The sequence below is a fragment of the Bacillus sp. NS1 genome, assembly GCF_058248265.1.
Map to the genome: position 1 here is coordinate 774,671 of NZ_JBZAZF010000002.1, position 21,692 is coordinate 796,362.

Here is a 21,692-nt window from a genome sequence, read left to right on the forward strand (position 1 = left end):
CTCCTTCATAATGTGAGGTGAGGGGGGACAGAACATGTACAAAAAATTTGTACCGTTTGCCGTTTTTCTATTTCTTTTTTTTGTCTCATTTGAGATGATGAAAAATCCGCACGCACTTGATTATATAGGGGCAATGAAAAAAGATACGGTGACTGTCACGGCGTCCAAAGACCCGTTATATGAAGAATTGCTTCAAAAAGCGCCGGAGTACGAAGTTAAGCCCCAGGATGCCAGAATCGATAAAGTGTGGAAAAGCATTCCCGGCTACAATGGACTGAAGGTCAATATTGAACAATCATATAAAAAAATGAAAAAACACGGGGAGTTTCGAGAAAACGACCTGGTGTACAGCCAAGTAAAACCAAAAGTTCATCTCAAGTCTCTTCAGCCTGAGCCTATTTATAAAGGGAATCCTGATAAACCGATGGTGGCTCTTTTAATCAATGTGGCATGGGGAAATGAGTATTTGGAAAAAATGCTTCCTATTCTGCAAAAGCATCAAGTGAAGGCTACGTTCTTTTTAGAAGGCAATTGGGTGAGAAACAATGAACAGCTCGCTAAGAAGATTGCGGAAGACGGACATGAAATCGGAAATCATTCATACAATCATCCGGATATGAGCAAACTGACTACAGGAAGAATTTCCGAGCAGCTTGACAAGACGAATGAACAAATAGAACAAACGATTGGCGTTAAGCCAAAGTGGTTCGCTCCGCCGAGCGGAAGTTTTCGAAAAGCGGTTATCGACATTGCAGCTGAGAAGCAGATGGGAACAGTAATGTGGACAGTTGATACGATCGATTGGCAAAAACCGGCTCCGTCTGTACTTCAAACGAGAGTGTTAAGCAAGATACATAATGGTGCCATGATTTTAATGCATCCGACTGACCCTACGGCGGAAAGTCTTGAAGCGCTGATTACAAAGATAAAAGACAAAGGATACGCGCTTGGAACAGTCACTGAACTAATGGATGAAACAAGACTGTTGAAGTAACAGATGCAGGCAACTTGTCTTTGAATAGGAGGAACAAATTTGATTAAACGATATACGTGTCAAAATGGTGTAAGAGTTGTGCTGGAAAATAACCCGACAGTCCGCTCTGTTGCGATCGGCGTATGGATCGGCACAGGTTCGCGGCACGAGATGCCGGAGATAAACGGGATTTCTCACTTTTTAGAGCACATGTTCTTTAAAGGGACGAGCACAAGATCTGCACGCGAGATAGCAGAATCTTTTGATCGTATTGGCGGTCAGGTCAATGCGTTTACTTCAAAGGAATATACCTGCTACTATGCAAAGGTGCTTGACGAGCATGCGAATTACGCGCTGGACGTATTAGCAGATATGTTCTTTCATTCAACTTTTGATGAAAACGAGCTGAAAAAAGAAAAAAATGTAGTATATGAAGAAATTAAAATGTACGAAGATGCACCAGACGACATTGTGCATGATTTACTGAGTAAAGCCACTTACGGCAATCATTCTTTAGGCTACCCAATTCTAGGTACGGAAGAAACGCTAGCTTCCTTCAACGGTGACTCTCTAAGACAATACATGCATGATTATTATACGCCGGACCGAGTGGTGATTTCGGTAGCGGGCAATATATCTGACAGTTTTATTAAAGATGTAGAAAAATGGTTCGGGTCATACGAGGCGAAAGGCAAAGCGACAGGCCTTGAGAAGCCGGAGTTCTACACGGAAAAACTGACGAGAAAAAAAGAAACAGAACAGGCTCATTTGTGCCTTGGATTTAAAGGCCTTCAGGTTGGCCATGAACGCATTTATGATTTAATTGTCCTGAACAATGTGCTTGGAGGCAGCATGAGCAGCCGATTGTTCCAAGATGTCCGCGAAGAAAAAGGCCTCGCTTATTCTGTTTACAGCTATCACAGCTCTTATGAGGACAGCGGAATGCTTACCATTTACGGAGGAACGGGTGCAAATCAGCTTCAGCAGCTGTCAGAAACAATTCAAGAAACCCTTGCCACATTAAAACGCGACGGCATTACCTCTAAAGAGCTGGAAAACAGCAAAGAGCAAATGAAGGGAAGCTTGATGCTAAGCTTAGAAAGCACAAACAGCAAAATGAGCCGAAACGGGAAAAATGAACTGCTGCTCGGCAAACATAAAACATTAGATGAGATCATCAATGAATTAAACGCAGTGAACTTAGAGCGTGTCAACGGTCTTGCCAGACAATTGTTTACTGATGACTATGCACTGGCACTCATCAGCCCTTCCGGCAATATGCCGTCTTAAAAAGGAAAAGCCTGCCCCATAACGGAGCAGGCATTTTTTTATCCCTTTGATCATACATAGTACAAGGGGGTGACAGACATGCGGCTCAGTGAATTATCAGGAAAGGAAATTGTAGACATCAAAAGAGCTGAACGGCTGGGAGTGCTTGGCCAGACCGATTTAGAAATCAATGAACAGGATGGCCAGATTACAGCACTCCTCATTCCAACAGTGAAGTGGTTTGGTTTGAGAAAACAAGGTCATGACATTCGGGTCCCCTGGCATCATATTCAAAAGATCGGATCAGATATGATCATATTAGACGTACCTGAGGAAATGTCTCCTCGACAAGAGTAAATGAAAAAAGGCTAAAATGACTGTGATAAAGGCTCTAAAGTAATCATCTGAACATCGGCTGCCGAAGCCGATGTTTTTTTATATGAAAAAAGCGCATGTTTTAATTCACCGGTATTTCCTTTTGATCATAAGATGAAGGGGAGCTTAACAACTAGAGATCCAGTATATACAAAGAAGGTGAACGTTTAGAATGTTAACCGGATTGAAAATTGCAGTTATCGGCGGTGACGCAAGACAGCTCGAAATTATAAGAAAGCTCACTGAACAGCAGGCTGACATCTATCTTGTCGGTTTTGACCAATTGGATCACGGTTTTACCGGAGCAGTAAAATGTAATATTGATGAAATTCCTTTTCAGCAAATAGACAGCATCATTCTTCCTGTCTCTGCGACAACAGGAGAAGGTGTCGTATCGACGGTATTTTCGAATGAAGAGGTTGTGTTAAAACAAGACCATCTCGACAAAACGCCTGCACACTGTGTCATTTTCTCAGGGATTTCTAACGCCTATTTAGAAAACATTGCAGCTCAAGCAAACAGAAAACTTGTTAAGCTGTTTGAGCGGGATGACATTGCGATATACAATTCTATTCCAACAGTAGAAGGAACGATCATGCTGGCTATTCAGCACACGGATTATACGATACACGGATCTCAGGTGGCCGTTCTCGGTTTGGGACGCACCGGGATGACGATTGCCCGTACATTTGCCGCGCTCGGGGCTAATGTAAAAGTGGGGGCAAGAAGTTCAGCGCATCTGGCACGTATCACTGAAATGGGGCTCGTTCCTTTTCACACTGATGAGCTGAAAGAGCATGTAAAAGATATAGATATTTGTATTAATACCATACCGAGTATGATTTTAAATCAAACGGTTCTTTCTAGCATGACACCAAAAACCTTAATATTGGATCTGGCCTCACGTCCCGGGGGAACGGATTTTAAATATGCCGAAAAACAGGGGATTAAAGCACTTCTTGCCCCAGGCCTTCCAGGGATCGTCGCTCCTAAAACAGCCGGGCAAATCCTCGCAAACGTCTTGAGTAAGCTTTTGGCCGAAATACAAGCTGAGGAGGGAAAATAAGGATGTCGTCATTAAAAGGAAAAAGAATCGGGTTTGGACTGACCGGATCGCATTGCACATATGAAGCGGTCTTTCCGCAAATTGAGGCATTGGTCAACGAAGGAGCTGAAGTGCGTCCGGTTGTCACGTTTAACGTAAAATCCACAAATACTCGATTTGGAGAGGGAGCAGAATGGGTTAAAAAAATTGAAGACTTGACTGGATATGAGGCCATAGATTCAATTGTGAAGGCAGAGCCCCTTGGGCCGAAGCTGCCCCTTGACTGTATGGTCATCGCTCCTTTAACTGGCAATTCGATGAGCAAGCTGGCAAATGCCATGACGGACAGTCCGGTGCTGATGGCGGCAAAAGCGACAATCCGAAACAACCGGCCGGTCGTGCTTGGTATTTCGACAAACGATGCTCTCGGCTTGAACGGAACAAATTTAATGAGGCTCATGTCAACAAAAAATATCTTTTTTATTCCATTCGGCCAAGACGATCCATTTAAAAAACCGAATTCAATGGTAGCCAAAATGGATCTGCTTCCGCAAACCATTGAAAAGGCACTAATGCATCAGCAGCTTCAGCCGGTTCTGGTTGAGAATTATCAGGGAAATGACTAAATTTACAGAAAATCTTTCCCAAACTAAAAAATTCGGCCATCACCCGCATATTCTATGGTAAAATAAAACGTAAAATCATAGTCAAATCAATTCAATGATGCTGATTGGCGGAAGGAGTTTTACAGATGGGAAGAGGTTTACACGTAGCTGTTGTCGGAGCGACAGGAGCTGTAGGACAACAAATGCTTAAAACACTTGAAGACAGAAATTTTGAAATGGACACACTTACATTGCTATCTTCAAAACGCTCTGCGGGAACAAAAGTCACGTTTAAAGGCGAAGAGCTGACTGTTCAGGAAGCTTCTCCTGAAAGCTTTGAAGGGGTAAATATTGCTTTGTTCAGCGCCGGCGGAAGCGTATCACAAGCATTGGCACCAGAAGCTGTAAAACGCGGCGCTATTGTTATAGATAATACGAGTGCATTCCGTATGGACGAAAATACACCGCTTGTTGTGCCTGAAGTGAATGAGGCAGACTTGCATGAACACAACGGCATCATTGCCAATCCTAACTGCTCTACAATCCAAATGGTTGCGGCTCTTGAACCGATCCGCAAGGCATACGGCTTAAATAAAGTCATCGTATCAACGTACCAGGCGGTATCAGGAGCGGGAAATGAAGCTGTTAAAGAGCTTTACAGCCAAACACAGGCGATTTTAAATCAAGAAGAAATTGAGCCTGCGATCATGCCTGTAAAAGGCGACAAAAAACACTATCAAATCGCCTTCAACGCGATTCCGCAAATTGATAAATTCCAAGATAACGGCTATACGTTTGAGGAAATGAAAATGATAAATGAAACGAAAAAAATCATGCACATGCCAGACCTTCAAGTAGCGGCTACATGTGTGAGACTGCCAATTCAAACTGGGCACTCAGAGTCCGTCTACATCGAAGTAGACCGTGATGACGCTACAGTTGAAGATATTAAAAATCTATTAAAAGAAGCTCCGGGCGTGACACTTCAGGATGACCCAAGCCAGCAGCTTTATCCGATGCCTGCTGATGCCGTCGGCAAAAACGATGTGTTTGTAGGACGCATCCGCAAAGACTTGGACAGAGCAAACGGTTTTCATTTATGGGTTGTTTCTGATAACCTATTAAAAGGCGCGGCATGGAACTCTGTTCAAATTGCAGAAAGCCTGAAAAAACTAAACCTCGTATAATAGAGAGAATTTCCTAAAGACGAATAGAAGAGAGTAAGGCGATATCAGCCTGCTCTCTTCTGTTACGTCCGAATAATTTGGAGTGAAAACAGTGAAGATAATTGTTCAAAAGTTCGGCGGAACATCTGTAAAAGATGATAATGGCCGCAAACTGGCTTTAGGGCATATTAAAGAAGCAATCAGTGAAGGATATAAGGTTGTCGTTGTCGTTTCAGCGATGGGCCGGAAAGGAGACCCGTACGCTACAGATTCTTTGCTGGGGCTGCTTTACGGCGATCAGTCAGCGATTTCTCCGCGGGAGCAGGATTTGCTTTTATCTTGCGGAGAGACCATTTCCTCTGTCGTCTTTACAAGCATGCTGCTTGATAATGGTGTGAAAGCAGCTGCGCTGACGGGGGCTCAGGCTGGCTTTTTAACAAATGATCAGCATACAAATGCGAAAATCATTGAAATGAGACCGGAGCGTTTATTCGGTGTGCTCGCGAACCATGACGCTGTAGTCGTCGCAGGATTCCAGGGCGCAACCGAAAAGGGTGATATAACAACGATCGGCAGAGGGGGCAGCGACACGTCCGCAGCCGCACTCGGAGCAGCTGTTGATGCGGACTACATCGATATTTTCACCGATGTAGAAGGTGTAATGACTGCTGACCCGAGAGTGGTGGAAAATGCGAAACCGCTTCCTATCGTGACATATACAGAAATTTGCAACTTAGCGTATCAAGGGGCGAAAGTCATTCATCCGCGGGCTGTGGAAATCGCAATGCAGGCCAAGGTTCCGATCCGTGTCCGTTCGACTTATTCGAAAGATAAAGGCACATTAGTGACATCGCATCATTCTTCCAAAGTCGGAAGCGATGTTTTTGAAAGGCTGATTACGGGAATTGCTCATGTCAAAGATGTCACGCAGTTCAAAGTGCCGTCCAAAATTGGCCAGTATAACGTTCAGACTGAAGTGTTCAAGGCGATGGCGAATGCGGGAATCAGTGTCGATTTCTTTAACATTACACCTAGTGAAATCGTATATACGGTGGCCGGAAATAAAACAGAAACAGCTCAGCGTATTTTAATGGATATGGGCTATGATCCGATGGTAACGAGAAATTGCGCAAAGGTATCGGCGGTCGGAGCGGGCATTATGGGTGTTCCTGGTGTCACGTCCAAAATTGTTTCGGCTCTTTCAGAAAAAGAAATTCCGATCCTTCAGTCGGCTGACAGCCACACGACGATATGGGTGCTCGTCCATGAAGCGGATATGGTTCCTGCTGTAAACGCTTTGCATGAAGTGTTTGAACTTTCCAAGTAAATGTGATTGAATCATGATGAGGTGAATAAAATGAATTTCGGAAATGTGTCTACAGCGATGATTACACCCTTTGATAATAAAGGGAACGTAGACTTTCAAAAACTGTCTACACTGATTGATTACTTGTTGAAAAACGGAACGGATTCTTTAGTAGTGGCGGGAACAACTGGAGAATCTCCGACCCTTTCAACTGAAGAAAAAATTGCGCTTTTTGAATATACGGTAAAAGAAGTAAACGGTCGGGTACCCGTTATTGCGGGTACTGGAAGCAACAACACGAAAGATTCCATCAAGCTGACAAAAAAAGCTGAAGAAGCGGGCGTAGACGCGGTCATGCTCGTTACGCCGTATTACAATAAACCTTCTCAAGAAGGCATGTACCAGCATTTTAAAGCAATTGCGGCAGAAACATCTCTTCCAGTTATGCTTTATAATGTGCCGGGCCGCACGGTTGCTTCTCTAGCTCCTGAAACGACGATCCGTTTGGCGGCAGACATTCCGAATGTTGTTGCGATTAAAGAAGCGAGCGGAGACCTCGAAGCGATTACAAAAATTGTTGCGGAAACGCCAGAAGACTTCTCTGTCTATTCAGGGGATGACGCCTTGACGCTTCCTATTCTCTCAGTCGGGGGACGGGGAGTTGTGTCAGTGGCGAGCCATATTGCAGGCTCTGATATGCAGCAAATGATCAAAAATTATACGAATGGGCAAACAGCTAATGCGGCACTGATTCATCAGAAATTGCTGCCGATTATGAAGGAACTGTTTAAAGCGCCTAATCCTGCTCCTGTCAAAACAGCGCTTCAGCTGAGAGGCCTTGATGTCGGTTCAGTGCGTCTTCCTCTTATCCCATTAACCGAGGATGAACGTCTGAGCTTAAGCAGCACGATCAGCGGACTGTAAGAAAAATTTCATACAGTGAAACAAACGCGGTCATTCTCACATTCAGCTGAGTTTGACCGTTTCTTATACATATTGGTTTTCCCTAAACCTTCTGCTTTATCTTGTTTTCTAAATTTACTTTCAGTTATAATAGGAACAAGTGATGATGGACGGGTATGAGACTAGGAGGATATAGATTTTGAAAAAGAAAAATACAGAAAACGTTAGAATTATCGCCCTTGGCGGTGTCGGAGAAATTGGGAAGAACCTTTATGTCATCGAAATTGACTCAGACATATTTGTTGTTGATGCCGGCCTTATGCATCCTGAAAACGAAATGCTCGGTATTGATGTGGTGATTCCTGACATATCATATTTGATTGAGCGGGCTGACCGCGTCAAGGCAATCTTTTTAACGCATGGGCACGATGAAAATATCGGCGGCGTTTTTTACTTATTAAACAAGCTGTCCGTTCCAGTATACGGAACAAAGCTGACGCTTGCGCTATTAAGAGAAAAATTAAAACAATACGGACATAACCGAAAAACTGATTTAAGAGAAATTCACTCCAAATCTGTCATTACATTTGAATCGACAAAAGTATCGTTCTTTAGAACGATTCATAGCATCCCTGATTCTGTGGGTGTGAGTCTTAAAACATCACTTGGATCTATTGTATGCACGGGAGACTTCAAATTTGACCAAACACCTGCGCTTAACCAAACGTGCGACATCGGCGAGATTGCCAAGATCGGCAATAGCGGCGTACTCGCCCTGCTTTCCGACAGTGCAAATGCGGAGCGCCCGGGCTATACACCTTCGGAAGCTGCTGTCAGCGGAGAAATTTCGGACGCGCTATATAATTCAGTGAACCGGGTGATTATTGCTGTTTTCGCATCCAATATTAACCGGATTCAGCAAGTCATTCATGCAGCGGCTCAAAATGGCAGAAAGATTGCTGTTGCCGGAAAAAATCTTCAATCTGTGCTGCAGCTTGCAAGAAAGCTCGGATATATTGAAGCAGATGATGAATTATTTATTTCTGTACAGGATGTCAAGAAATATCCGAAGCGCGAAGTGGCTATTATTACAGCCGGCAGCCAAGGTGAACCGTTAGCTGCACTGACAAGAATGGCAAACAAAGCCCACAAACAGCTGAACATTGAAGAAGGGGATACGGTTGTCATTGCGTCAACTCCAATTCCTGGGCAGGAACTCATTTATTCTAAAACAGTAGACCTTCTTGCGAGAGCCGGTGCCCAAGTCATCTTTGCCCAAAAGCGTGTCCATGTATCTGGACATGGCTCACAAGAAGAGTTAAAGCTTATGATTAATCTGCTTAAACCAAAATATTTAATTCCTGTAAACGGCGAATACAGAATGCAAAAAGCTCATTCGAAAATCGCTGAAGAAACCGGCATGAAGCGCAGTGACATCTTCTTAATTGAAAAAGGAGACGTCGTTGAATTCCGTGGCCAAAACGTAAAAATTGGGGATAAAGTTCCGTACGGCAATATTTTAATTGATGGTTTGGGTGTTGGTGATATCGGCAATATCGTATTGAGAGACCGCCGCTTGCTTTCACAGGACGGAATTTTAATCGTTGTGATTACACTTGATAAACAAAAGAAACATCTTGTATCAGGACCAGAAATTATCACTCGCGGTTTTGTTTATGTAAGAGAGTCTGAAGGACTTATCGTACAGGCTACTGAGCTTGTCCGTTCCATCGTGACAGAAGCGACTGAAACATCGAATGTTGAATGGTCAACGCTGAAGCAGGCGATGCGAGATGCGTTGAACCAATTCCTATATGAAAAAACGAAACGTAAACCGATGATCATCCCAATTATTATGGAAGTATAATGTCTGACTAAAGACCGGAGCTGCTCCGGTCTTTATTTTTTTGCCTTTTAAGCCGGGATTGAATTGAGTATCTTTGTTCATAATACAAAGAGAAATTCGGAAAGGGTGAAAGCGAGATGGATCATCGTATGGAAAACACAGAAGAAGAGCGTCCTGAAAAAAATGACGCGAAAGACAGCATTATGAATAAAATACAGCAGCTTGGTGAAACGACGCTTCCGCAGCTGCCCCAAGATACAAATATTCATTGTTTGACCATTATCGGACAAATAGAAGGTCATGTTCAGCTTCCTCCGCAAAACAAAACAACAAAATATGAGCATGTCATCCCGCAGATTGTGGCAATTGAACAGAATCCCAAAATTGAAGGCCTGCTGATTATATTAAACACTGTTGGAGGAGATGTTGAAGCGGGACTCGCAATAGCGGAAATGCTGGCATCATTGTCAAAACCGACAGTTTCCATCGTGCTTGGTGGAGGGCATTCCATCGGCGTTCCAATTGCGGTATCTTGTGATTACAGCTATATTGCTGAAACAGCAACGATGACGATTCATCCCGTTCGGCTGACGGGACTGGTAATTGGTGTGCCGCAAACGTTTGAATACCTGGATAAGATGCAAGAAAGAGTTGTTAACTTTGTAACAAGCCACTCAAATGTAAACGAGGATAAGTTCAAAGAGCTGATGTTTTCAAAAGGAAACTTAACACGCGATATCGGAACAAATGTCGTCGGTAAGGATGCTGTCGAGTACGGATTAATCGATCACGTCGGAGGAGTCGGACAAGCGATCAGTAAACTGAATGAGCTGATTGAGGAAGCAAGAGCAGAAGAAGGACGGATGATTCAATGATTCTGTATACCATGATGCCGCAGGAAATTGTTTTTGCGGAACAGAACCAACAGACAAGTGCACATGAGCAAATTGAATATAGAGGTGTGCCGCTTCTTGTCGAGATGAAAGGCAATGAAGCGGAAGTCATTCAAATCATGAGCACAAATCCAATGCATTTTCTCCACCCGGACATTTCTCCGGGACAAAAGCTGAAATTAAACGTATAAGATCCACCCCTTTTTAAAGGGCAAAATATGCTATAATAGGGGAATCCTACAGAAAAAACGCAGCCTGTAAACGGCTGCTTTCTTCATTATGTATGAACTGACATTTTTTAACGCAGTAAGGTGATGAGTGTGGCAAAGAAAAAACGAAAATCAAGAAAAAAACAGGCGAAGCAGCTCAATATAAAATACGAACTCAACGGATTGCTGTGTATCGCCATTTCAATTATCGCGATTCTTCAGCTAGGGGTAGTCGGACAAACCTTTATCTACTTGTTCCGCTTTTTTGCTGGAGAGTGGTTTATTTTATGCTTGTTAGGTTTATTGGTGTTAGGAGTCTCGCTGTTTTGGAAGAAGAAAACACCAAGCCTTTTAACGAGACGAAAGGCCGGCGTGTACTGTATTATCGCAAGCATATTGCTGCTTTCTCACGTGCAGCTGTTTAAAAATTTGACGCGCAAAGGTTCTATTGAGTCCGCAAGCGTGGTGCGAAACACGTGGGAATTGTTTTTGATGGACATGAATGGCAGTTCCGCCTCACCTGATTTAGGCGGAGGGATGATCGGTGCGCTGCTGTTTGCGGCTTCACACTTTTTATTTGCGTCAACTGGTTCTCAGATTATGGCGATTGTCATGATTTTGATCGGAATGATTTTAGTCACAGGGCGTTCTCTTCAAGAAACGCTGAAAAAGTGGATGAGCCCGATTGGCCGCTTTATAAAAGAACAATGGTTTGCATTTATTGATGATATGAAATCCGTCAAAACCAATATGAAGTCATCGAAAAAAACGAAGGCGCCGAGCAAAAAGCAAAAACCGGCCCGCAAAAAACAGCAAATAGAACCTGAGCCTCCTGATGAAGAAGAGGGGGATTTGGAAACGGTATCGCCTCTTATTCATTCAGAGCCGATTATCTCAAGCTTTTCAGATCGTAATGAAGATGAAGAGTCTCCAGTGATAGAAAAGCGCGCTGAACCTGTATCAGAGCCGATTCAGGACATACAGACTGAGACAGGTGATCAGGAAACTGTTTCTGCTCCACCTATGACCTTTACGGAGCTTGAAAATAAGGATTACGAGATGCCGTCACTGGATTTACTGGCAGATCCGAAGCATACAGGCCAGCAGGCAGATAAAAAGAATATTTATGAAAATGCGAGAAAGCTCGAACGCACCTTCCAAAGCTTTGGCGTAAAGGCGAAAGTCACACAGGTTCATCTCGGGCCGGCCGTAACAAAATATGAAGTGTATCCTGATGTCGGAGTAAAGGTTAGCAAAATTGTCAATTTAAGCGATGATTTAGCGCTTGCGCTTGCTGCAAAGGATATCAGGATCGAAGCTCCAATACCAGGAAAATCGGCAATCGGAATTGAGGTTCCGAACGCAGAAGTGGCGATGGTATCATTGAAGGAAGTACTCGAGTCTAAATTAAATGACAGACCGGACGCAAAGCTGCTAATTGGGCTCGGCCGTAATATTTCAGGTGAAGCTGTGTTGGCTGAGTTAAACAAGATGCCCCATCTTTTGGTCGCAGGCGCAACCGGAAGCGGGAAAAGTGTCTGTGTCAACGGCATTATTACAAGTATTTTGATGCGTGCGAAACCGCATGAAGTGAAAATGATGATGATCGACCCTAAAATGGTAGAGCTGAATGTCTACAACGGGATTCCGCATTTGCTTGCTCCGGTCGTAACTGATCCGAAAAAAGCGTCACAGGCTTTGAAAAAGGTTGTCAATGAAATGGAGCGGCGGTACGAATTATTTTCTCATACGGGTACAAGAAATATTGAAGGATACAATGATTATATAAAACGCGCCAACAATGAAGAAGGAGCGAAACAGCCGGAGCTGCCATATATCGTTGTGATTGTGGACGAGCTTGCTGACCTCATGATGGTCGCTTCATCTGATGTGGAAGACTCGATTACGAGATTGTCCCAAATGGCGCGGGCTGCCGGCATCCATCTCATTATTGCGACACAGCGGCCGTCGGTTGACGTTATCACAGGGGTCATCAAAGCGAATATTCCGTCTCGGATCGCGTTCAGTGTATCTTCACAGACGGATTCAAGGACGATTCTTGACATGGGTGGCGCTGAGAAGCTGCTTGGCCGCGGCGATATGCTGTTTTTGCCTGTCGGGGCTAATAAACCTGTCCGTGTGCAGGGAGCATTTTTGTCGGATGACGAAGTGGAGAAGGTCGTCGACCATGTAATTACGCAGCAGAAAGCGCAATATCAGGAAGAAATGATTCCTGAGGAGATAACGGAAACTCATTCTGAGGTTACCGATGATCTTTATGATGAAGCTGTTGAATTAATCGTCGGCATGCAAACGGCATCTGTTTCAATGCTGCAAAGAAGATTCAGAATCGGTTATACGAGAGCTGCGCGCCTGATTGACGCCATGGAGGAACGAGGCGTTGTCGGGCCGTATGAAGGAAGCAAACCTAGGGAAGTCTTATTATCAAAAGAGAAATATGATGAACTCTCTTCTTAAAGAAGGGAGTTCAGTTTTCTCCAGTTATCAATAATAACATTATGTAAACTAATAACCTTTCTGTTTATTTTTTCGACAAAACATGATATAGTTGTCCCAATTGTTCAATAATTTTTATCGAAAGTGGTTTACGGAGGGGAAACATGTCTACAAAAGCTGATAATCGGCACTTGTATTTGAAAGTAATTGAACGAATTAAAGAGGATATTAAAAATGGCATCTACACTGAGAAGGAAAAGCTGCCTTCTGAATTTGAGCTTTCCAAAAAGCTTGGTGTCAGCAGAGCGACGCTTAGAGAAGCCTTGCGGATACTGGAAGAAGAGCATGTCATTATCAGAAGGCATGGTGTAGGCACTTTTGTCCATTCTAAGCCGTTATTTCTTTCGGGCATTGAACAGCTGAACAGTGTAACGAAGATGATAGAACAGGCAAATATGGCGCCTGGCACGATTTTTCTATCATCCCAAGTGCTTATGCCGTCTGAAGATGATATTAAGAGATTTCATTTGGCAGATGGGCAAGAACTTTTTTACCTCGAACGAGTCAGGACAGCTAATGGACAGCCGATTGTGTATTGTATAGACAAAATTCCAATGGATATTTTGCCGAATTCTTTCTCTCATCAGCAGGAATCAATGTTTGACCTGCTTGAGAAAAATTCAGGCTCCGTGATCAGCTATGCCGTGACTGATATTGAACCGATCGGCTATCATGATACCATTTCTCCAGTGCTGGAATGCGATCCGGAAACAGCTCTTTTGCTGTTAAAACAAACCCATTACGATCAGCACGAGAAACCAGTGCTTTACTCATTAAATTATTTTAGAGCGGACAAATTCAGATTTCATGTTTTGCGTAAACGATTCTAAAACGGGCGCTGTGATGTGTCTGTTTTTTTATTTGCACTGATTCATGTTTCTTTGTACATACTTTCACTTCGGTTAACGCAACATATAAGGGATGACAAGAAAGTGAATGGGTGAAGATGTTGAGAAAGAAAAATGGAATGAAAAATATTATTGCATTGTCTTCCGTACCGCTTGTGATGACACTAGGGAACTCCATGCTGATTCCTGTTCTTCCGATGATGGAGAAAAAGCTGTCAGTGACTTCATTTCAAGTGTCTTTAATCATTACTGTATATTCAGTAGTAGCGATTATTTGCATTCCGATTGCCGGATATTTGTCGGATCGATTCGGGAGAAAAAAAATATTGCTTCCATGCCTCCTCATTGCAGGATTAGGTGGGTTGGTGGCTGCTTTTGCCTCAACCTATATGAAAAATCCTTATGCTATGATTTTGGCGGGTCGGGTCCTTCAAGGTGTCGGCTCTGCAGGGGCGGCTCCCATCGTTATGCCGTTTATCGGCGATTTGTTTCAAGGAGACGATGAAAAGGTCAGCGCCGGCCTTGGTGATATTGAAACCGCCAACACGTCAGGGAAGGTACTGAGTCCCATACTTGGCGCCTTATTGGCTACCTGGTACTGGTTTGTCCCGTTTTGGTTTATTCCGTTTTTCTGTTTGATCAGCTTTTTGCTCGTATTGTTTCTGGTGGCTAAGCCTGAAGAAGATGAGGATGCGCCAGCTGTATCTGAATTTATCAAGAGTGTGCGGAAAATCTTTAAACAGGATGGACGCTGGCTTTATACGGTCTTTATTATCGGGTGTGTGATTATGTTTTTGTTATTTGGCGTATTATTTTATTTGTCAGATACGCTGGAGAACAAGTATGCCATTGATGGAGTGGCTAAAGGCGGGTTACTTGCAATCCCACTTTTATTTTTGTCAACCAGTTCATTTATAGCTGGCAAAAAGATCGGCAAAGATAAAGTTCGAATGAAATTTTGCGTTGTTACGGGAATGATCCTGTTAACCCTGTCTTATATTGCCTTGTGGTGGAACCACAGTTTTTATTTTTTATTTATCTTTTTAAGCTTTGGCGGAATTGGGATTGGAATGGCGCTTCCGGCTTTAGATGCACTGATAACCGAAGGAATTGAAAGTGAGCAATGCGGAACCATTTCCTCCTTTTACAATAGCATGCGCTTTATAGGAGTAGCTCTCGGTCCACCTGTGTTTGCGGCATTAATGTCTAATGCAAACTGGCTGATTTTCATTCTGTCGGCGTTTTGCAGCATCGTTTCTTTATTCCTAGTGATCTTTACTGTCGATGCTAAAAAAAGTGAAGAGGAAGAAAAAAACCTAGGGACGGTCTAGCCAACCGTCTTTTTTGTGTAATTTAACCAGTTTATAACTGTCGTTCTGACAGGCACAAACAGCGGTCTTTCAGATTAAAAATGGATTACTATATAGCCTCCGTTGTGTTGGGTGGAGGTTATTGTTTCCTTATAAATCCTACAGTTGCTATAATTACATGAAAGAGTGTTTCTGCGGATGCTGAAAATTGGTCATAATACATACTAATAAGAAATGAACGAAGGAGGTTCCATATGTCATATGTAAATGAAATCAAAACAAAGCACGGCGGTTTAACCGCACACATTGTAAAAACAGAAAAATTTAAAACCGTCTCGCTTATTTTTAAAATGCTTGCGCCTTTGACAAAGGACCAAGTCACGAAAAGAGCTCTGCTTCCGCATGTGCTTCTTCGCGGAACAAAAAGCCATCCGAAAACCTCGGAATTGCGTTCTTATTTGGATGAACTGTACGGCACGTCCGTTTCGGCGGATCTTTCGAAAAAGGGAGAGCGGCATGTCATTACGTTCAGGCTTGAAATCCCGAATGAAAAATATTTAAAAGATCAAACACCGCTTCTTGAAAAAGGATTACAGCTTCTCGCAGAAATCGTCTTTTCACCTGCTTTAGAGGGAGACGCTTTTCAATCACAATATGTGGCTCAGGAAAAACGGACGCTCAAGCAAAGAATCCAAGCCGTCTATGACGATAAAATGCGCTACTCGAATTTAAGGCTGATACAGGAAATGTGCAAAAATGAGCCTTATGCTCTCCATGTCAATGGAGAAATCGACGATGTCGATGCCATTACGGCCGATCAGTTATATGAAACATATCAAAGCGCTATCCAAAAAGACCAGCTCGATCTTTATGTTGTTGGCGATGTGGACAGTAACCAAGTGCAAGCGGCAATTGATAAGTATTTCCAAACAAAAGAGCGTACCCTCGGCACGATTGAAAACAATCACGATGAGCACAAAGCCCAGCCAAAAGAAGTAATTGATGAAGAAGATGTCAAACAAGGAAAGCTGAATATCGGCTACCGCACCAGCATCACTTATACGGAGCAGGATTATCCTGCTTTGCAAGTGTTTAACGGGCTTTTCGGTGGATTCTCTCATTCCAAACTTTTCATCAATGTTCGGGAAAAAGCCAGTCTTGCATACTACGCCGCTTCGCGTATAGAAAGTTTTAAAGGCTTGTTAATGGTGATGTCGGGCATTGAAGTGAAAAATTACGAACAGGCTGTTTCCATTATTGCTGAGCAATTTCAGGCAATGAAAAACGGCGACTTTAGTGAGCAGGACATTGCTCAGACAAAGGCTGTTATTCGAAATCAAGTGCTGGAAACCATTGATACTGCATATGGTTTATCTGAATTTTTATATCAGCAGGCCGCTGCCCAAGTCGATATTCCTATCGAAGACTTTCTCGCGAATATTGAGCAGGTCACAAAAGAGGATATCGTGAAAGCCGGCGAAAAGATTCAGCTTGATACGACTTATTTCTTAAAAGGGACGGAGGGTGCATCTTGATCAAACCAATCGAATACGAACAGCTCCAGGAGACGCTGTACCATGAAAAAATGTCAAACGGCCTTGACGTTTACGTTTTGCCGAAAAAAGGCTTCAACAAGACATATGCGGTCTTTACAACAAAGTACGGCTCTATAGATAACCGTTTTGTCCCTTTAGGTAAAAATGAGATGGTTCACGTGCCGGATGGCATCGCCCATTTTCTTGAGCACAAGCTGTTTGAAAAAGCGGACGGAGACGTTTTTCAAGATTTCAGCAAACAGGGTGCTTCTGCCAATGCGTTTACGTCATTTACAAGAACGGCTTATCTTTTCTCAAGCACATCAAATGTTGAACGCAATTTAGAGACGCTCATCGATTTCGTACAGGACCCGTATTTTACTGAAAAAACGGTTGAAAAAGAAAAAGGGATTATCGGGCAGGAGATTAACATGTATGATGACAACCCCGATTGGAGGCTTTACTTCGGGGTCATTGAAAACATGTACAAAGAACATCCTGTCAAAATTGACATAGCGGGAACAGTGGAAAGCATCTCACATATTACAAAAGACAATCTTTATGAATGCTATGAAACGTTTTATCACCCGAGCAACATGCTCCTCTTTATTGTCGGTCCTGTAGATCCTGAAGCGATCATTTCTCAGGTAAGAGAAAATCAGGAGAGAAAGCCGTATACAGACCAGCCGGAGATCAAACGGGAAGAAGTAAAAGAGCAAGAAGCGGTTTTCCGCAAAGAAAAAGAGATTAAAATGAATGTACAGGGACCGAAATGCCTTGTCGGGCTGAAATCAAAGAATCCGTTAAAATTAGGCAAAGAGCTGTTAAAGCATGAACTTTCAATGAACTTATTGCTTGAATCTCTTTTCGGCAAAAGCTCTGCCCAGTACGAGTCACTTTATGAAAAAGGGTATATTGACGAAACGTTCAGCTTTGATTTTACTGCTGAATATGGGTTTGGTTTTGCGGCGATCGGCGGTGATACGCCGGAGCCTGATCAATTGGCTGAAGACATTTCAAGCATGCTTCTGCGCGCCGGTGAACTGATTACTGCTGAAAAGATTGAACTTGCCAGAAAGAAAAAGATCGGTACATTCTTAAAAGCGCTGAATTCACCCGAATACATTGCCAATCAATTTACCCGTTATGCTTTCTTGGATATGAGCCTATTTGACGTCGTATCTGTACTTGAGCAAATTACTCTCGAGGATGTCCAGAAAGTTATACAGGAGGAAATTGCTGCAGACAGACTAACTGTCTGCAAGATTGTTCCTAAATCATAAACAAAACATCCCTCCAGTGTGAGGGGTGTTTTTCTGCGGAAAGAAGGAAAGAGGATGATCAAAACAGCACTAATCACCGGAGCAAGCGGCGGCATTGGCAAAAGCATAAGCGAAACCCTTGCGGGAGAGGGATACAATCTGCTGCTGCATTATCATACAAATCAAAAAGCGGCAGCGGAGCTGGCTGAAAAGTTAAGAGAGACGTTTGGTATTCACGCTGAGATATTGCAAGCTGATCTATCCACACCGGAAGGAGCAGATAAGCTGACAAGTTCAATTGTTCAGCCGATTGATGCAATTGTTTTAAACAGCGGAAGAAGCCATTTTGGGCTGATTACGGATGTGGATAATACAACTGTTCAGGAAATGGTTCAGCTCCATGTGGCGAGTCCGTATATGCTGACGAGAAACCTTCTTCCAGGCATGATCCGGAATAAATCAGGAGTGATTGTAGCTGTCAGCTCTATTTGGGGAGAGACTGGGGCATCTTGTGAAGTGCTGTACAGCATGGCGAAGGGAGCTCAGCACTCGTTTGTAAAAGGACTGGCTAAGGAGCTTGCGCCAAGCGGAATCAGAGTAAACGCTGTAGCGCCGGGCGCTGTTGATACAAATATGATGAATCAATTCACACCGTCTGAAAAAGAAGAGATCGCTGATGAGATCCCGATCGGCCGGCTGGCCCGGCCGCAAGAAATTGCCGATGCAACAGCTTTTCTTCTGTCTGAAAAAGCGTCATATATCACCGGCCAAATTCTGTCGGTGAATGGCGGCTGGCACTGCTGATCAGAAAATATTCTGTGTATAGTTTCTTATGCGAAGGACACAATAATCTTGTAACTTCACATGAAATGGAGGAAACAAATATGTCAGTATTAGAAAACTGGGATAGCTGGAAAAACTTCCTTGGCGACCGTCTGAACTATGCGCAAGATAAAGGTATGAGCCAGGATACTATTACAGATCTTGCGACAGAAATCGGCAGTTACTTGGCTAATGAAGTGGAATCTAAGAACGAGCAGGAAAAAGTGCTGGCAGATCTTTGGAGCGTAGCATCAAAAGATGAACAGCATGCTATTGCCAATATGATGGTTAAGCTTGTTGAAAATAACAGCACTCACTAGGAAGAGAGGAGATTTTTCCTCTCTTTTTTTATGTTTTCCTCATCACAGCAACATTCTTCTTTCTAATTAGAGAAAAATGCTTTATGATAAAGGAAGGTAAAATTTTGCCACAATGAAGGGGGTATATCATTTGGCAAAGCTCGAATGGTATTTTGAATATGAAATTCAAGTGAACCGCCCCGGACTGCTCGGGGATATTTCATCTCTTCTTGGGATGCTTTCTATTAACATCGTAACGATAAACGGCGTCGATCTTTCCAGAAGGGGAATGCTCCTCAGGTGCCGCCATATAGATCAAATTAAACGATTAGAATCAATCTTAAAAACAATGGAAACAATTAAAGTAACGAAGCTGAGAGAACCGAGGCTTCGCGACCGTCTTGCCGTACGTCACGGCCGGTATATTCAAAGGGATGCCGATGACAAGAAAACGTTCCGCTTTGAACGGGACGAGCTAGGCTTATTAGTCGATTTTATGGCCGAACTGTTCAAAAAAGAAGGCCATAAATTAATCGGAATTCGTGGTATGCCTCGTGTCGGGAAAACAGAATCAATTGTAGCCTCCAGCGTGTGTGCAAGCAAAAGGTGGCTTTTTGTGTCATCAACTTTGCTGAAGCAGACGATACGAAGCCAGCTGATTGCCGATGAATACAGCACTGAAAATGTCTTTATCGTTGACGGAATTGTGTCAACACGAAGAGGGTCGGAACGCCATCTCCAGCTGGTCAGAGAAATCATGAGGCTGCCTGCAACAAAAGTGGTGGAGCATCCGGACATATTCGTTCAAAATACAGAGTATACACTAGATGACTTTGATTATATTATTGAACTGAGAAATGACCCTGATGAGGTTATTACATATGAACATGCCGAGGAACCCCAAATGTTTGATCAATCCGGGTTTTCAAGCTTTGATTTTTAAAATTGGAAGGTGTTTGTTGTGACTGAACTAGGAATCCGGCTCAAAGAAGCCAGAGAGGAAAAAGCAATGTCATTGGATGATCTCCAAGCGGCAACAAAGATTCAAAAAAGGTACTTAACCGCCTTGGAGGAAGGGAACTATGACATTATTCCGGGAAAGTTTTATGTCCGGGCATTCATTAAGCAATACGCGGAAGCTGTCGGGCTTGATGCGGATCAGCTGTTTGAGGAACATAAAAAAGATATCCCGAATACGTATCATGACGATGTGTCTGAAAAGATCTCCGGCATGAATCTTCAAAAGGAAATGCCAAAGACAGCATCTAAGGCGCTGGAGCTGCTGCCAACGATACTTGTCATACTCGGCGTGATTGTCGTGATTGCGATTGTGTACGCGATCATTCAATTTGCGAATCATAAAAACAGCGATGATAACAATGCCGCATCTGAAAAATCAATTACGCAAAGTGAAAGCAAGTACGAAATCCCTAAAGATTCAACGCTAAAAAATAACAGCTCTCAAAAAGAGACGGACACTAAAAAAGAAACGAAAGAAAAAGAAGATAAAAAAGAAGAAAGCGACAGTGATAAACTGGAGATTAAAGCAACTGGCACTGAGGGATCATTAACGACTTATGAAGTGTCCGGCGCTGATAAAATCGAGCTTGAACTAAAAGCATCAGACAGCTCTTGGATTCGAGTGCGCGATGAAAACAGCAGCTCGTTAAAAGAGGGAACGCTGAAAAAAGACGAAACCTATAAAAAAGACATAACTGAGCAGAAACAAGTTGAAATCCGCACCGGATATGCACCTAATCTGAAAATAAAAATCAACGGTAAGGTTCTTTCATATGAACTTGATCCGAAAAAAGTGATGGCACAAACCATAAAGATTGTAAATAAAAAGGAAGAAAAGTCATCTTAATTACCAGATGACTTTTCTTCACGTCCGAGTATGAAATTGGAGGGGCTTTATGTTTAACTTACCAAATAAAATCACACTAGCTAGAATCGCATTAATCCCGATCTTCATGATTATCATGCTGGCGCCGTTTGACTGGGGCAGGCTCGAATTTGGAGACGAATCGATCCCGGTCGCACACTTGGCGGGAGCTATCCTATTTATTATTGCATCCACAACAGACTGGGTAGACGGATATTATGCCCGAAAACTGAATCTCGTAACAAACTTCGGAAAATTTCTTGATCCGCTTGCTGACAAACTGCTTGTATCCGCAGCGTTAATTATCCTTGTTCAATTTGATCTTGCTCCAGCCTGGATGGTCATTGTGATTATCAGCCGGGAGTTTGCCGTGACAGGTTTAAGGCTTGTCCTTGCCGGAACTGGAGAAGTCGTAGCGGCTAACATGCTTGGTAAAATTAAAACCTGGGCACAAATCATTGCGGTTTCCGCATTGCTTCTTCATAATCTTCCGTTTGAACTTGTGTCATTCCCGTTCGCTGACTTAGCGCTGTGGGTAGCTGTCTTCTTTACTGTCGTCTCAGGCTGGGAATATTTCGCTAAAAACTGGGAAGCGTTAAAAACATCTAACTAAGAAAGAAGGAC

The 21,692-nt window shown here is 43.2% G+C and carries 21 protein-coding genes; all 21 read left to right on the top strand.

Annotated features, from left to right (window positions below; genetic code table 11):
• The first annotated feature begins 34 nt into the window (after window positions 1-34).
• The 21 genes from AC4CV5_RS09515 (at window position 35) to pgsA (ending at window position 21,681) form a co-directional block, all read left to right on the top strand.
• Window positions 35-994: a polysaccharide deacetylase family protein gene (locus tag AC4CV5_RS09515; protein WP_166852891.1), complete on the top strand. Its 960-nt coding sequence runs from the start codon at window positions 35-37 to the stop codon at window positions 992-994.
• Between the two features lie 39 nt (window positions 995-1,033).
• Window positions 1,034-2,263, top strand: a complete 1,230-nt coding sequence (locus AC4CV5_RS09520; RefSeq protein WP_166852888.1) for a M16 family metallopeptidase — start codon at window positions 1,034-1,036, stop codon at window positions 2,261-2,263.
• Window positions 2,264-2,341: 78 nt separating this feature from the next.
• Complete coding sequence (locus AC4CV5_RS09525) at window positions 2,342-2,599, top strand: YlmC/YmxH family sporulation protein (RefSeq protein WP_014664003.1); 258 nt, start codon at window positions 2,342-2,344, stop codon at window positions 2,597-2,599.
• Window positions 2,600-2,789: 190 nt separating this feature from the next.
• The gene (gene dpaA / locus AC4CV5_RS09530; protein WP_166852885.1) at window positions 2,790-3,683 is read left to right on the top strand and encodes a dipicolinic acid synthetase subunit A; all 894 of its coding nucleotides are present in this window, start codon (window positions 2,790-2,792) and stop codon (window positions 3,681-3,683) included.
• Between the two features lie 2 nt (window positions 3,684-3,685).
• Complete coding sequence (dpaB, locus tag AC4CV5_RS09535; RefSeq protein ID WP_003220970.1) at window positions 3,686-4,288, top strand: dipicolinate synthase subunit B; 603 nt, start codon at window positions 3,686-3,688, stop codon at window positions 4,286-4,288.
• A 125-nt stretch (window positions 4,289-4,413) separates the two neighbouring features.
• Window positions 4,414-5,454, top strand: a complete 1,041-nt coding sequence (gene asd, locus AC4CV5_RS09540) for an aspartate-semialdehyde dehydrogenase (protein WP_003220972.1) — start codon at window positions 4,414-4,416, stop codon at window positions 5,452-5,454.
• A 91-nt stretch (window positions 5,455-5,545) separates the two neighbouring features.
• Complete coding sequence (gene dapG, locus AC4CV5_RS09545; protein WP_490922613.1) at window positions 5,546-6,760, top strand: aspartate kinase; 1,215 nt, start codon at window positions 5,546-5,548, stop codon at window positions 6,758-6,760.
• Between the two features lie 30 nt (window positions 6,761-6,790).
• Window positions 6,791-7,663 carry a 4-hydroxy-tetrahydrodipicolinate synthase gene (dapA, locus tag AC4CV5_RS09550; protein WP_166852874.1) on the top strand — a complete coding sequence of 291 codons (873 nt, stop codon included), beginning with the start codon at window positions 6,791-6,793 and terminating at the stop codon, window positions 7,661-7,663.
• A 178-nt stretch (window positions 7,664-7,841) separates the two neighbouring features.
• Window positions 7,842-9,509: a ribonuclease J2 gene (rnjB, locus tag AC4CV5_RS09555; protein ID WP_166852871.1), complete on the top strand. Its 1,668-nt coding sequence runs from the start codon at window positions 7,842-7,844 to the stop codon at window positions 9,507-9,509.
• Window positions 9,510-9,625: 116 nt separating this feature from the next.
• Window positions 9,626-10,363: a translocation-enhancing protein TepA gene (gene tepA, locus AC4CV5_RS09560; protein WP_166852868.1), complete on the top strand. Its 738-nt coding sequence runs from the start codon at window positions 9,626-9,628 to the stop codon at window positions 10,361-10,363.
• A complete protein-coding gene (locus tag AC4CV5_RS09565; protein ID WP_041520957.1) occupies window positions 10,360-10,572 on the top strand; it encodes a YlzJ-like family protein in 213 nt (70 codons plus the stop codon). Before tepA ends, AC4CV5_RS09565 begins: the two co-directional genes overlap by 4 nt.
• Before the next feature lie 129 nt (window positions 10,573-10,701).
• Window positions 10,702-13,068: a DNA translocase SpoIIIE gene (gene spoIIIE, locus AC4CV5_RS09570; RefSeq protein WP_490922614.1), complete on the top strand. Its 2,367-nt coding sequence runs from the start codon at window positions 10,702-10,704 to the stop codon at window positions 13,066-13,068.
• Window positions 13,069-13,211: 143 nt separating this feature from the next.
• Window positions 13,212-13,937, top strand: a complete 726-nt coding sequence (locus AC4CV5_RS09575) for a GntR family transcriptional regulator (protein ID WP_166852862.1) — start codon at window positions 13,212-13,214, stop codon at window positions 13,935-13,937.
• A 137-nt stretch (window positions 13,938-14,074) separates the two neighbouring features.
• Window positions 14,075-15,286: a bacillibactin exporter BcbE gene (bcbE, locus tag AC4CV5_RS09580; protein WP_222142846.1), complete on the top strand. Its 1,212-nt coding sequence runs from the start codon at window positions 14,075-14,077 to the stop codon at window positions 15,284-15,286.
• Between the two features lie 233 nt (window positions 15,287-15,519).
• Window positions 15,520-16,800 (top strand): EF-P 5-aminopentanol modification-associated protein YfmF, encoded by a 1,281-nt coding sequence (gene yfmF / locus AC4CV5_RS09585; RefSeq protein ID WP_490922616.1) that lies wholly within the window; start codon window positions 15,520-15,522, stop codon window positions 16,798-16,800.
• A complete protein-coding gene (gene yfmH / locus AC4CV5_RS09590; protein WP_490922618.1) occupies window positions 16,797-18,083 on the top strand; it encodes an EF-P 5-aminopentanol modification-associated protein YfmH in 1,287 nt (428 codons plus the stop codon). The genes yfmF and yfmH overlap by 4 nt, the downstream gene beginning before the upstream one ends.
• A 54-nt stretch (window positions 18,084-18,137) precedes the next feature.
• Entirely contained in the window at window positions 18,138-18,866 is a 729-nt protein-coding gene (gene ymfI / locus AC4CV5_RS09595) for an elongation factor P 5-aminopentanone reductase (protein WP_222142849.1), read from the top strand.
• 80 nt (window positions 18,867-18,946) lie between these two features.
• Window positions 18,947-19,204 (top strand): DUF3243 domain-containing protein, encoded by a 258-nt coding sequence (locus AC4CV5_RS09600; RefSeq protein WP_003245199.1) that lies wholly within the window; start codon window positions 18,947-18,949, stop codon window positions 19,202-19,204.
• 130 nt (window positions 19,205-19,334) lie between these two features.
• Window positions 19,335-20,126 carry a DUF3388 domain-containing protein gene (locus tag AC4CV5_RS09605; protein WP_003220998.1) on the top strand — a complete coding sequence of 264 codons (792 nt, stop codon included), beginning with the start codon at window positions 19,335-19,337 and terminating at the stop codon, window positions 20,124-20,126.
• A gap of 18 nt (window positions 20,127-20,144) precedes the next feature.
• Complete coding sequence (gene rodZ, locus AC4CV5_RS09610) at window positions 20,145-21,050, top strand: cell shape determination protein RodZ (RefSeq protein WP_490922621.1); 906 nt, start codon at window positions 20,145-20,147, stop codon at window positions 21,048-21,050.
• A gap of 49 nt (window positions 21,051-21,099) precedes the next feature.
• On the top strand, window positions 21,100-21,681 hold the full coding sequence (pgsA, locus tag AC4CV5_RS09615; protein WP_166852847.1) for a CDP-diacylglycerol--glycerol-3-phosphate 3-phosphatidyltransferase: 582 nt from the start codon (window positions 21,100-21,102) through the stop codon (window positions 21,679-21,681).
• Window positions 21,682-21,692: the final 11 nt, after the last annotated feature.